At 63.0% G+C, this 13315-nt stretch carries 10 protein-coding genes; 3 read left to right on the top strand and 7 right to left on the bottom strand.

Features of this window, described 5'->3' with window-relative positions:
- The first annotated feature begins 242 nt into the window (after positions 1 to 242).
- Positions 243 to 623, top strand: a complete 381-nt coding sequence (gene nirD / locus BMY91_RS05560; RefSeq protein WP_090819614.1) for a nitrite reductase small subunit NirD — start codon at positions 243 to 245, stop codon at positions 621 to 623.
- A 6-nt stretch (positions 624 to 629) separates the two neighbouring features.
- On the opposite strand, the gene BMY91_RS05555 is transcribed toward nirD, so the two are convergent.
- From BMY91_RS05555 to BMY91_RS05540, 4 genes are all read right to left on the bottom strand, one after another.
- Positions 630 to 2375, bottom strand: a complete 1746-nt coding sequence (locus BMY91_RS05555; protein WP_090819610.1) for a phospho-sugar mutase — start codon at positions 2373 to 2375, stop codon at positions 630 to 632.
- A 102-nt stretch (positions 2376 to 2477) separates the two neighbouring features.
- Positions 2478 to 4109: a glycoside hydrolase family 32 protein gene (locus BMY91_RS05550; protein WP_090819607.1), complete on the bottom strand. Its 1632-nt coding sequence runs from the start codon at positions 4107 to 4109 to the stop codon at positions 2478 to 2480.
- 94 nt (positions 4110 to 4203) lie between these two features.
- A complete protein-coding gene (locus BMY91_RS05545) occupies positions 4204 to 5802 on the bottom strand; it encodes a glycoside hydrolase family 68 protein (RefSeq protein WP_090819604.1) in 1599 nt (532 codons plus the stop codon).
- A 492-nt stretch (positions 5803 to 6294) separates the two neighbouring features.
- A complete protein-coding gene (locus tag BMY91_RS05540; RefSeq protein ID WP_175538546.1) occupies positions 6295 to 7095 on the bottom strand; it encodes a purine-nucleoside phosphorylase in 801 nt (266 codons plus the stop codon).
- A gap of 121 nt (positions 7096 to 7216) precedes the next feature.
- Between BMY91_RS05540 and BMY91_RS05535 the strand changes: the two genes are divergently transcribed.
- Positions 7217 to 8626, top strand: a complete 1410-nt coding sequence (locus tag BMY91_RS05535) for an NAD(P)H-quinone dehydrogenase (RefSeq protein ID WP_090820643.1) — start codon at positions 7217 to 7219, stop codon at positions 8624 to 8626.
- Between the two features lie 109 nt (positions 8627 to 8735).
- Here the strand turns inward: BMY91_RS05535 and BMY91_RS05530 are convergent, their stop codons facing one another.
- Together BMY91_RS05530 and BMY91_RS05525 are read right to left on the bottom strand one after the other, a co-directional pair.
- A complete protein-coding gene (locus tag BMY91_RS05530) occupies positions 8736 to 10064 on the bottom strand; it encodes an MFS transporter (protein ID WP_090819598.1) in 1329 nt (442 codons plus the stop codon).
- A gap of 29 nt (positions 10065 to 10093) precedes the next feature.
- Positions 10094 to 11509, bottom strand: a complete 1416-nt coding sequence (locus BMY91_RS05525; protein WP_090819595.1) for a M20 family metallopeptidase — start codon at positions 11507 to 11509, stop codon at positions 10094 to 10096.
- A 120-nt stretch (positions 11510 to 11629) separates the two neighbouring features.
- On the opposite strand from BMY91_RS05525, the gene BMY91_RS05520 reads away from it, so the two are divergent.
- A complete protein-coding gene (locus BMY91_RS05520; protein WP_177179851.1) occupies positions 11630 to 12526 on the top strand; it encodes a LysR family transcriptional regulator in 897 nt (298 codons plus the stop codon).
- A 21-nt stretch (positions 12527 to 12547) separates the two neighbouring features.
- Here BMY91_RS05520 and BMY91_RS05515 read toward each other — a convergent pair whose 3' ends face one another.
- Positions 12548 to 13285: an MBL fold metallo-hydrolase gene (locus BMY91_RS05515; RefSeq protein WP_090819589.1), complete on the bottom strand. Its 738-nt coding sequence runs from the start codon at positions 13283 to 13285 to the stop codon at positions 12548 to 12550.
- Positions 13286 to 13315: the final 30 nt, after the last annotated feature.

Below are 13315 nucleotides of genomic sequence, written 5' to 3'. Positions count from 1 at the left end.
ACTTGTGGTTCCAGCCTAGGGACGGGCAGTTTCGCTTCAGTTTCCCTTTTGTTTCGTGATCTTAACTTCTGCATCACGAACGCATTTCCGGGTGCGTGAGGTCTCTTTTACGCGTTGGACACAATCACGCACCCCTGTTGAAACACCCCAGCCCTAGCGTGGAGGAGTGGCCGCAAGCGTGGCCTGGTCCGGGGGAGTGACGGCGAAAATGCCAGCACCCGGACACAGTGAGAGGGGCTGAAATGACCGTAATTCTGGATGCTGCGGAGATTCTTGACGGGGCCGGGAACTTGACCACCGCCGCCACCTGGCATCGTGTTTGCCCGGTGGAAGAACTTGAAGTGGCCTGGGGCGAAGCTGCGCTGATCGCCGGCCGTCAGGTTGCGCTTTTCCGCACCGCGCCCACCGAGGTCTTTGCTGTGGCACAGCAAGACCCGGCGACCCTCGCCAACGTCATGGCACGCGGCATCATCGGATCCCGCGGAAGCCGGCCCACCATCGCATCGCCGCTGCACAAAGAGGTCTACGACCTCGAAACCGGTGAATGCTTCACCAATCCGGAACTCACGCTCGAAGCCTTCCCAACCCGCTTGGTGGACGGCTTCATCGAGGTTGAGCTCTAAGGAGTCCTACAAGCCCAATGCTTCGCGGACGTCCCTGAGAACATCGTCCAGGGAAGTCCGCGCTGCCTGTCGAGCGGTGGGAAGTTCAGCCGCGGACTCCACAGCCTGGATGACTTCCAGGTAACACTTCAGCTTGGGTTCCGTGCCACTGGGGCGGATGATCACGCGGGTGAGGTCCCGGGTCAAATACAGGAGGCCGTCCGTGGGTGGCAAGGCTTCGCTTCCTTCCGCCAGGTCAGTGAAGACCTCGACGGCGGAGCCTCCGAACGCTTCCGGCGGGTTGACCCGCAGGCGGTTCATCATGGCGTCCAGCAGGCCAAGATCAGCAACCCGGATGCTCAATTGGTCGCTCGCATGCAGGCCGTGCACCAGGTACAGATCGTCGAGGGTGTCAAAGATCGTCTTGCCCTCGGCCTTGGCAGCCGCTGCCAATTCAGCAATCAGCACGGCTGCCGAGATGCCGTCCTTGTCACGCACCAGTTCCGGCGCAACACAGTAACCCAGTGCTTCCTCGTACCCGTAGGTGAGGTTGGGGACGCGCGAAATCCATTTGAAGCCCGTGAGCGTTTCCTCATGCGAGTATCCTGCTGCTGCTGCGATCCTGGAGAGCAGTCGTGAGGAAACGATGGAATTGGCGAAGACTCCGGTCTGTGGGTCGTCACCGGCGGCGGCCGCCAAACGGGCAACCACATGTGCGCCCAGCAATGCTCCCACTTCATCGCCCCGCAGCATCCGCCAGGCTCCCGTTGCGGGATCCAAGGCGGCAACCGCAGCGCGATCGGCGTCGGGATCATTGGCCAGAACGATGTCCGCATCCGAGTCCGCGGCGGCTGCAAGGGCCAGGTCCAGCGCGCCAGGCTCTTCCGGGTTGGGGAAAGCGACGGTGGGGAAGTCGGGGTCCGGCTGAGCCTGTTCAGCAACCAAAGTGACGTCCGTAAACCCTGCGGCGTTCAGGACGGAGACGGCCGTTTCGCCGCCAACCCCATGCATGGGGGTCAAAACGATCTTCAGGTCACGTGCAGGGAAGTGCTCCCGATCAACCAGCCCGGCCATGGCAGCTTGGTACTCTGCAGCGATGGAGCGTGGCAGTACCGTCCATCCGTCCGCGGCCAACTGAATCGCGTCCAACGCACCCACAGCCTGGATCTTCGCAGCGATTTCCGCGTCATAAGGGGCCACGATCTGCGAGCCCCGGCCGCTCTCGGACACCGCGTGCCGCCCCAGGTAGACCTTGTAACCGTTGTCCTGCGGCGGGTTGTGGCTGGCAGTGACCATCACGCCGCCGTCGCAATCCAGTGACCTGACCGCGTAGGCGAGCAACGGCGTCGGAAGTGCCGCCGGCATGAGGAACGTCTCGATGCCGGCCGCAGTGAAGATGGCAGCGGTTTCCTCGGCAAAGATGTCCGAGTTGTAGCGCGCATCAAAGCCGACGACGGCGCGTGGCCGGGTCCCCGGCGCAGCAGCGGCTACGGCTTCGGTGAGGAAGGCCGCCAGACCTGCGGCCGCACGGCGGACCACCACCCGGTTCATACGGTTCGGCCCGGGTCCCAGGGCTGCGCGGAGTCCGGCGGTGCCAAACTGCAGCGTGCCGTTGAAGCTGTCTCCCAATTCCTGGGCTGCTCCCGCATCACCGCCGCTGGCAAGCTCGGCGAGCTCACGCAGGGCAGCCGACGTCACCGGGTCCGGGTCTTGGGAGGCCCACTCGCGGGCGTCGGTGATCAGTTGTTCAAAGGCGGCATCGCTGGATGTCATAGGGACAAAACTATCCTCATTGGGCCCGCGAGGGGCAACGAGAGGTGAGATCCTGCCCTTTTGACTGGTTGTAAAGGGTGGGATCCCGCCCCTCGCCGGGCTCTATAACGTCTGGCTTCGTACCTGGAACTCCGTGTCGCCGTCCATGCTGAACACCGAAGAACCCGTGGCGTCCCAATCAGGGAAGAAGGTATCCGAGATGACGGCCGTCCCGTCCTGGACAAAGACTTCCACGGACGAGGAATCCAGGAGGATGTGCAGACGGACGGTGTTGTCGTTGCCGGACGAAGGGAGGGTGACCTGGTGGAATGGGCTGAATTTCTCCGAAAAGTTGTTGGTCCCGGCAAGGGACCGGTCAACCTTCACCGTGCGTGTGTCCCTGGTGTAGGAGATCCGCAGACCCGGCCCGGAGCCGGACGACTGCCGCAGGACAACGCCTGCTTCGCGCGCCGACGTCAGGTCCATGTCCAGTTCGATCAGTTGCGTGCGCCCGCTGAAGTCCTGGCCAAGGTCCTGTGCTGAGGAGCTGACGGTGAGGTTTTTGCCCTTGACGTCACCGGCAGCGCGTCCATAGCTCTCCCGTACCGCGCCCGCAATGCCGGATCGCAGCTCAAGCCGTTTTTCACCTCGAACCAACGTTAGTTCGCGGGGAATAGCCATGGAGCCGCGCCACGGAGTGGTGGGAGCGTGCTGGGCGTAGTCCCAGTTGCCCATCCACCCGAGCAGAACGGGCCTATCCCCGGGCGCGCCGGAGATGGAGTTCGCCGCGTAGTAGTCGGCGCCGTGATCCAGCCACTGGGACTCGTTGAGCGGTGCATCCGGTGCGGCAGCATTCTCGGGGGCGAATCGTGTTCCGTCGAATTCACCTACGAAATACTGCATGCCAGAGCCGCCCGCAATGCCGCCCGGGTTGATGCTCAGCAGCATGATCCACTTCTTCGCGGTGGAACCCTCAACCTTCATCTGGAGTAGTTCGGGTACTTCCCACAGCCCTCCCTGGGCACCGACCCCGGAGAAATCACTCAGGTAGTCCCAGCGGAGCAGGTCGGTGGACTTGAACATCTTGACCACCTGGGCGTCCGCCACCACCGTGGTCATCACCCAATAGCGGCCGGGCTCGTACCAGGTGATCTTGGGGTCGCGGAAGTTGTTGTTGGCCGGGGCGAGGTTCAGCACGGGATTGCCTTGATACTTCTGCCACGTGGTGCCACTGTCCAGGCTGAACGCCACTGACTGGGCCTGCGCGCCCTGGGGGAGTGCGCCATTCTTGCCGTACGCGCTGGTGTACAGGGCCACCATGGGTGGGTTCTCTGCTGAACCGAGTCCGGAGGCGTTGTTCTTGTCCATCACGATGCAGCCGGAGAAGATCTCTTCCTCGGGGCTTGCTTCCATGGCAACGGGCTGCTGCTCCCAGTTGATCAGGTCCTTGCTGGTGGAATGGCCCCAGGACATGTTGCCCCACGAGTTTCCGCGCGGGTTGTATTGGTAAAACGCGTGGTAGGTGCCGTCGTGATAGATGAGCCCGTTGGGATCGTTGAGCCAGTTCTTCTCAGCTGTCAGGTGTGCGGAGGGCCGCCAAGGATCCGATGGGGACGGCCGGTGGCCGCCCGGGGTGGGGACCGGCGTCGGGCTTTCCGGTTGTGGCGTGCAGGACGCGGCAGAAAAAGCGACCACGACGGCGGCACTTGCCGCCAGTAAATGGCGGCGGGACAGTTGGGGGCTGGGAAAAGTCATGGGATAAATCCTGAAGGGGTTGGGGGTGGCAAGGGTGCCGGTCCTTGTGGGGCCGGCACCCTTGCCGTGGCCTTACAGCCGGGGGTGTTGCGGCCTACTTGTAGTGGCCTTCGCCGCCAACGCGGACGTTGGTGGGCAGGTAGCCGAAGGGGCCAAGGCCGTTCTGGCCGAAGCTGCGGTCAACCTGGGTCACGCCGCCCTTGAAGTTCATCTTCACGGTGGGTGACAGGGAGCCGCCCCGGACGCCATCCACGTTGTCGATGAACGACTGGACCAGGCCGCCGGGCTGCACGTAGTGCGAGTAGGCCTGGAACTGGCGGCCGTTCTGGCGCGGGTCCGGACCCTCCGGTGCGTTGGCCGGCATGTTCAGGTCCGTGGGGGAACCGAGGGCCAACCCACTGTTGTTGACCGGCTGGTAGTCCGAGCGGACGCCGTTGCCAACAAAGCCGTACACGCCGTCCGGGCCGCGCATGCCGTCCGCGTAGGTGAACTGGTGGCTGATGGTGAACAGGTAGTACTTGTTCTTGCCGTTCTCGTTCTGGATGTAGATTTGCGGACGCTCAGTCTGGTCATTGACGCAGTTGGCGGACAGGATCGGCGGAAGGAAGCTCCACTTGGTGAGGTCCTTGTTGTCCGCCACTGCCAGGCCAACGTTGGCGGTCTGGTACCAAGCGCCGGTGCTGTTGACCTGGGCCACGGTTTCGGCGTTGGGGTCGCCCGGCTGGTAGCCGAGGTCTTCCTGCTTGCACTTGTAGGAACCGCGGGTGCCGCCGGTGTTGCCTTCGAACACCATGAAGGTCTTGCCCGGGTGTGCAGGGTCCGCGAAGGTGTACGGGTCACGGAACGCGAAGCCGGGGTTCTGGGCCTTGTTCTGGTACAGCTTTCCGTCCGGCTCCAGCAGTTTGGTGTGCTGGAACCCGTCAAAGGTCACACCGTTTTGGTTGGCATGGATAGTGCCCAGTGCCTTGGCAATCACTGCATCCGGGGCAATGCCACCCCCACCGGCGTTGCGCTCGGCGACGTCGTAGAACGTGGTGGCCGTGTAGAAGACGTTGATCTTGTTGCCCTGCATGAGGCGCGTGGAGCCGGACCATTCCGTGTTGCCGATGGACGTATTCGGCAGGAACAGGTGTCCGCCGTAGTTCCACTTGTCTTTGGCAGGATCGGCGTTGGTCTTCCGGAAGAAGTAGCCGATCCTGGCGTTCCAGTGGCGCTGGTCGAAGCCGTAGCCGGCGTGGCGGTCAGCAACCAGAGCGAAGATGACATCCCAGCCCTTGTAGCTGATCTGGTTCGCATTCTCGTCGGTCAGTGACCATGTGTCCCAGACCCAGACGTCGTCGTTCATGGCCGGGAAGTCCTTGGGGATTTCCGGCATGGTGACGTTGGGGCTCATGGAGTTCTGGCCGGGGGCAACGTTGGGGTTGCTCTGGGCCATGATCTGCTTGGCATCGGCTCGCGTCCACTTGGACGTGAAATCTGCTGGGGGATCATATGCCTGCTGCGTGTGGGTAGTTGGCAGCGGGAAGCCGGGCGTGGGCGCCGGCATGGTGCTCGACGGCGGGTCGGCCGGCAGGTTCGCCTGCGCGGCCGGCGTGACCAGCAGGATGCTGCCTGCCACGCTGGCTGCCGCTGCGACGGCTACTGCCCGTCGCAGACGGCGGCGTGGCCGTTGAGGGGTTGAGTGCGTGTTCATGCTTGCTCTTCTCGCGGAGTGTTGGACTTCGTGGAGTGGGGCGCATGCCCTGATCCCTGGTAAGGGCTCGCTGCTCAAGCGTCCGCTCGATCCGCTGGGGGCGTCATCGAGGGACGCCATCGTTTCGAGGTGGCGGTCAGTCCTGGAAAGGCACTCACCGCACTGCGCTCCGGCACGTCGACTTACCGGAACGCTCTCCACGCTAGACACGTGTTAGGTCGCAAATCAAAGGGCATTTCGGGGGCTTGCGGGGCTACTCTTCGGTAGATGCGCAAGCGCTTACATTTCCAACGTGCGCGCGTGGCATTTCCGGGGGCTGCGGGTCAAATGTTGCGCCATAAATCAGATTTATCCTGAGAATTTACTGTGCGTTTACTTTCCCTGGGGATTGTTAGCGCACACGCTGACGTGCCCCTGGGGCCCGCAGGCGTGCCCTTAAACGACAATGCGTGGTCACCCCTCGGGTCACCACGCATTGTTTGGCGATATGTTCTAGAGCTTGGCGATGATCTCCGCAAGGAGCTTGGAGATGCGCTTGCCCGCCGCCTGGCCGGCTTCCAGGACCTCCGCGTGGCTCAGGGGAACCGGGCTTATGCCGGCCGCGAGGTTGGTCACCAGCGAGATGCCGAAAACTTCCATGCCCGCGTGGCGGCCCGCGATCGCTTCCAAGGCAGTGGACATGCCAACAAGGTCGGCCCCGATGCGCTTGGCGTACTGGACTTCGGCGGGCGTCTCGTAGTGAGGGCCCGTGAACTGCGCGTACACGCCCTCCTGCAGCGAGGAATCGACGTCGCGGGCAAGGTCGCGGATCCGTGAGGAGTAAAGGTCCGTGAGGTCAACGAACGTGGCGCCTTCCAGAGGCGAGGTAGCGGTGAGGTTAATGTGGTCGCTGATGAGGACAGGAGTGCCCGGGGTCCAATCCTCGTTGAGTCCGCCGCAGCCATTGGTGAGAACCAGTGTCTTGCAACCGGCGGCCGCAGCGGTGCGCACTCCGTGGACGACCGAACGGACTCCGCGGCCCTCGTAGTAGTGGGTCCTGGCGCCCAGGACCAAAGCCCGCTTGCCCTCTTTGGTCAGGACGGAGCGAATGGTGCCTACATGGCCCACCACTGCCGGTTTGTGGAAGCCGGGGACCTCTGACGCATTAAGCGTGGCGGTGGTTTCTCCGATGAGGTCCGCTGCCTCGGCCCAGCCGGAACCGAGCACCAAAGCTACATCATGGGACTCGACGCCGGTTTCCGCGGCGATGAAGTCTGCGGCGGCCTGTGCGGCTTCGAAAGGGTCAGTGTTCATCAGCTCAGTGTTACTCACTGGTACAAGCTACCTTGCGCCCACCGGACTTTGGTAGGGACCCGGGCGTGGTGAGGGTGGGCTGAGTGGCAGCCGGCGTGGCAATGAGCGAGAATTGAGGATTGTGACCACCCAAGTTGACTTCAGTGCCCCCCGTATCGCGATCCTGGGAGGTGGTCCCGGCGGATATGAAGCTGCCATGGTGGCCGCCTCACTCGGCGCGCACGTCACCATCGTCGAGCGGGCAGGCCTTGGCGGCTCAGCTGTGCTGACCGACGTCGTGCCTTCCAAAACCCTTATTGCCACCGCCGATCTCATGACCCGCGTCGGTGAGGCGGACGAGCTGGGCGTGAAGTTCGACGGCGACGGCACGGCGTCAAAGCCCCGGGCCGACCTCAAGCACATCAACGATCGCGTCCTGAACCTCGCCCACGGACAGTCCGAGGACATCCGTGCGGGCCTTGAGCGCCTGGGCGTGGAGATCGTCATTGGCTCCGGCAAGCTGCTGGACAACAACACCATCGAAGTCCTCACCATCGACGGCACGCGCACCATCGATGCCGATGCCATTTTGCTGGCTGTCGGCGCCCACCCGCGGGAACTGCCCACGGCCAAGCCGGACGGCGAACGCATCCTCAACTGGGCCCAGATCTACAACCTGGACGAGCTTCCCGAAGAACTGATCGTGGTGGGTTCCGGTGTTACCGGAGCCGAGTTCGCCTCCGCCTACAACGGCCTGGGCTCCAAGGTCACCTTGATCTCCAGCCGCGACCAAGTCCTGCCCGGCGAGGACACGGACGCTGCCAAGCTGCTGGAAGGCGTCTTCGAACGCCGCGGCGTGCGCGTCTTGTCGAAGTCACGCGCCAACGCCGTCGAGCGAACGGACGACGGCGTCAAGGTCACCTTGGGTGATGGATCGGTGGTGACAGGTTCGCACTGCCTGGTGTGTGTCGGGTCCATTCCCAACACCGCGGGTATCGGCCTCGAAGAAGCCGGCGTGACCCTCACCGAGTCCGGGCACATCAAGGTGGACGGCGTCTCGCGCACCACTGCCCCCAACATCTATGCGGCAGGTGACTGCACGGGTGTGTTCGCCCTGGCATCCGTTGCTGCCATGCAGGGACGGATCGCGATTGCGCACTTCATGGGTGACGGCGTGAAGCCGCTCAAGCTCAACCAGGTGGCGTCCAACATCTTCACTTCACCGGAAATTGCCTCGGTGGGTGTTTCCGAAGCCGATCTCGCTTCCGGCAAGTACCAGGGTGACGTGGTGATGTTGTCCCTGCTCAGCAATGCCCGTGCCAAGATGCGCAACACCAAGGACGGCTTCGTCAAGATCATCGCCCGCAAGGGATCCGGGACTGTGATTGGTGGCGTGGTGGTTGGCCCTAACGCTTCCGAGCTCATCTTCCCGATCTCCGTGGCCGTGACCCAGAAGCTTCACGTGGACGATGTCGCCAGCGCATTCACTGTGTACCCGTCGCTCACCGGATCCATCTCCGAAGCTGCCCGGCGCCTGCACGTGCACATGTAGCTTCCCCATCCAGCACGGACGCCCGTTTCGAGGCTTCGCTGCGCACCATGCCGTTCGCCCGGCACGGTGCGCAGCGATCCATCGAAGCGGGCGTTTCTGCGTCCAGGACTTAGCGGATGCCCCTGAACCTGAGCCCCGCTCCCAGCGCCGCCAGGCTCAGGCAAGCCAGGATGGCCAGGTAGTAGGCAGGGGCTACGTCCTGCCCTGTGATCTCGATCAGGTAGGCCGCGATCATGGGAGTGAAACCACCGAAGGCTGCCACGGAAGCGTTGTAGCTGAAGGACAGTCCCGTTGCCCGGGACCGGGCATCGAAGGCATCCGACATGACCGAGGGCAGCGCCCCAAAGTAGGCCGCCTTCAGGCACCCAAGGATGGTCATGGTGGTGGCCAGCACCAGGAACGACCTCCCGGCAGTGAGCCACAGGAACAGCGGTATCACCATCAGCGCGGTCAATATCACCGTGGGGATCATGATTCGCAGGCGTCCAAACTTGTCCGAGAGGTGTCCCACTACGGGGGTGCCGAAAGTGAGGATCACGCCTGTGATGACGAGGCAGCTGAACGAAGCCGACGGGTCGAGCCCCAGCTGCTTGATGCCGTAGGTGGGCATGTATTGCAGGATGAAGTTCACGGCCGTGGAGATGGCAAGGGCGCCGCCGGCAATGAAGATGCCCAGCTTTTGAGTCTTGAAAACATCCAGGATGGGGGATGTTGTGGCCTCGGTATCCTCGCTCCGGACGATCGGTGCTTCATCCACATGTTTCCGGATGAAGTAGCCTGCGGGGCCTACCAACAGCCCGAAAATGAACGGGATGCGCCAGCCCCAGTCACTCATGTCTGATGCGGACAGCAAAGAGGTGAGGACGGCGACGAAGATGGCCGCCATGAGCGACCCCAAACCTTGGCTGGCGAATTGGAAACTCCCCAGAAAGCCCTTGCGCTTGGAGTCCTGGGCGATGAGGAACGATGTCGCGGCCCCAAACTCCCCGCCGGCTGAGAAACCCTGGACCAGGCGGGCAAGGATGATGCCGATCGGGGCGAGCATGCCGATCTGGTCATAGCCGGGCATGAAAGCGATCATCGCGGTGCCGATCACCATCAGGCGGATGGTCAGCATGAGTCCCTTCTTCAGCCCCTTCCTGTCGGCGTAGGAACCCAGGATCAGGCCGCCGAGGGGGCGGATCAGGTAGGAGGCTCCAAAGACGGCAAAGGCTTGGATCAGTTCCACTGCCGGGTTGTCAGCCGGAAAGAAATTGCGGCCAATGTAGATGGCAAGCAGCGCATAGATACCCATGTCGAACCACTCCAGGGCGTTGCCTACCGTCGCGGCAGCGATCCCTCTCGTGGTGGATTTTCTGGACTGCTGCCGGTCAACATCGTTGTTGACGGCACCAGGTGCCGGCTGCTGGGCAGGATCGGCGTTGGGCGTTGTTGTCATGGTGTTCCCTCTAAGGTAAGTAGTGCCATTCAGGCGTGGGCAGCTGTGAGAGTGTGTGCGGGGACCGGAACCTGGGCTCGGCCTAGATCGTGGAAGAGCCCGCACGCGATCTTCAAGCCTTCGCGTGCGATGGATTCGAGCATGTGTTCGTTGGGAGCGTGCTGCAGGCAGCCGGGGTAGGAGTGCGGGACCCAGAGGGTAGGCAGCCCCAGAATGTCCTCGAACACGTGGTTGGGCAGGGAGCCGCCGATGTTGGGCAGGATCGCCGGTGCTGTGCCCGTGGTCTCCGCGATGGAGTTGCTGGCCCACGCAACCCAGGGATTGTCCGGATCCAACCTGCTGGCAGGAAAAACCGTGGTGAGGCGGGCTGTGACCATGCCAAATCCCATGGCATCCAAATGGTCCTGAAGCCGGCTCTCCAAGTTGTTGGTGTCTGTCCCGGTGACGAATCGAAGTTGCAGGATTGCCCGCGCGGTTCCGGGAATGGCGTTGACGGGGTTGTCCACGTCTGCGGCTCCGAGGGCCAGGACTTCCAAGGTGTTCCAGCCGTAGACGCGCTCAGCGGGGCTAAGGCTGGCATCGCCCCAGCCCTCATCAACGGGTGGATCTTCCCGGCCGGGCACAATCCGGACGTCGGCCAAGGCGCGCCTCACCGAGTCCGGCAGGGACTCCGGGAGTAGCCCGGGGAGCTGAATCCGCCCATGACCGTCCACCAGGGTGCCAATGGCTGCGGCCAGGGTGGTCGCGGGGTTCCTGATGAGTCCGCCCCAATTTCCCGAGTGATAGGAGCTAGGCCGAAGGGCGGCGGTCAACTCGAAGCTTGCGCCGCCCCGGGCGCCAAGGAAGATCGTTGGAGTATGGGCGTTAAGGCGGGGACCGTCGGAGGCGATGAAGACGTCAGCGGAGAGGAGGCCCTGCTGTGCAGCAGCAAACTCGGCCAGTTTGGGTGAGCCAATTTCTTCGCCGCATTCGAACAGGAATTTCAGATTGAAGCCAAGCTTGCCCTGGTGGGCGAGCAGGAGCCGGAGGGCGGCCAGGTTCACCAGGTGCTGGCCTTTGTTGTCGGCTGTGCCCCGGCCGTACCAGTGACCGTCGTCAACGGACACTTCCCACGGACTGCGGCCAGCTGCCCACCGCCCCTCATGGCCGTCCACAACATCTGCGTGTCCGTAGCAGAGGACCGTGGGGAGCCCGGGGTCTTCCACGCGGGTGCCCAGCAGGAACGAGTTGTCGCTCCCGTCCCACCGGTCCCAGCGATCCACCCTGCACCCCATATCCTGCAGCGACTGGGTCAGAATTTCCTCCAGATATGCATTCAGTGCATCTCTTCCTTCAGGCTTGCCGCTCTCGCTCGGGTAAGAGACCGCTGTGCGCAGCCCGTTGAGAAAGGCTCCAGAGGTGACGTGCTCATCAGCAGCAGCAAGGATTTCATTGCGAAGGTTCATGGTGGTGCTTCCTCAAATCGTGGTGGCTTCCTCCGACTCTAGATGTGGCCTGACTCACTAACCAGTATCCTTTTCTCAACGAGCTTTGACTTTGATGCAAACCGCCAGGAAGGGAGTGGCATGCAGTTATTGCCAACATCTCTGATTTATTTCCGCGAGGTCGCGCAGACTGGATCCATCACGGAGGCTGCAGAAATCCTGCACGTCTCGCCATCAGCCATCAGTCGTCAGATGAGCAAGCTGGAAGCCTCGGCCGGGGCACCGCTTTTCCTCAGGCACCCGCGGGGCATGCTGCCCACCGAGGCTGGACGGCTGCTGTTGGCCCATGCCCGCAGGAGCGAACTCGAAGGGGAATCACTGCTCCAGGAACTGCGTGATACAGAGTCCCGGCGTACCAGCGTCATCAAGGTTGCCAGTGCGGAGGGGTTGGCTCATTGCAGGGTGCCGGCGGCCATTGCCACGATGGTTGCCAGCTACAGCGACGTGGTGTTCAACCTCGTAGTTGTTCCCTCGGCAGAGGCCACACGTCAGGTGATCGAGGGCAAAGCTGACATTGCCGCAGTGTTTGCCCTCGGTCCCCAGCGCGATGTCACTGTGGAGTTCTCCTTGCCTGCTCCCGCCTTGGCCGCAGTCACTCGCGACCATCGGCTGGCAGTTCGGGATTCGGTTTCTCTCCAGGAACTGTGCGAAGAGAGGCTCGCGCTCCCTGGACGAGGGATTACCCAGCGTGAACTCTTCGACATCGCTGTCCAGCGGGAAGGACTGAGTCCGGAGATCGTCCTGGAAACGGATCAAGTAGGACCAATCCTGGCCTTTGCCCGCAGCGGAGCGGGCGTGGCTCTGATGAGCAGGTTCACGGTGCCGGCACGGGAAGACACAGGCCTCGTCTTCGTCCCCGTGGACAATACGGTCTTCCTTCAGCGCGAAGGGCAAATCCAGACCATGGCCGGGCGCCGCAAGTCGGCCCTGGTCACTGCGTTCGCTTCGGCATTGGCGGACGAGCTATTGGCTGAGTAGATCGGCTCACATCTGATCGGCTCACTTCTGCTTACGCAGCGCTGAGAGCGCTTCAGCAAGGGGCAGCCGCAGCGCCGGGCCGTGTCCAGGGAGGACCACTGAAGCCTCAACTTCGTCCAGCCGATGGGTGGCCTCCAACGCTGCCTCTGGGTCCGAGTGGTACATCCCATGCAGCATCTGCGGACCCGACTGCCTGCTGATCGGATGCCCGCTGACGAAGGAATCCCCAACAGCGACTACCCCGGCGCCGGAGAGAAGAATTGCTGCGTTGCCTGGGGTATGCCCCGGCAGAAGGATCGCCCGGGGCTGGCCGGGAAGACTCTGGAGTGTCTCAGCTGTCCAGGCCTCCGCACGCGCAGCCGGCTCCGCCTGCAGGGCTTTGGCTTTGATCACGTGGAGCATCCAGCGGAACACCTTGGGCCGCCATGCACGGATCAAAACCTGCCCGAAGGTGACTTGGTGCTTCTCCTTGCCTTGGACGTGGGCCAGTTCCTCGGGGGAGCACAGTATGGGTGTGCCGAAGGTGCGGGAGAAGTAGGCCGCGGAGCCGGTGTGGTCCACGTGGCCGTGCGTGATCAGCATGGCTCTGGCTGCAGCGGGATCCAGCCCGAGCCCACGGACGGATTCCAGGACCACGTCGCGGTCCGCAGGGTAGCCGCCGTCGATCAGGATGAAACCTGAATCGTCACGGACTATGAGCCAGTTGGAAGCCGGTCCTTCGACAAAAAAGACGCCGGGCACGGGTTCGGATACATTCACCTGAGCAGTCTAGATCCGGACTGCTCACTG

This window comes from Arthrobacter sp. yr096, assembly GCF_900108925.1.
Taxonomy (GTDB): Bacteria; Actinomycetota; Actinomycetes; order Actinomycetales; family Micrococcaceae; genus Arthrobacter.
This window is presented reverse-complemented; position numbering and strand designations above follow the sequence as displayed.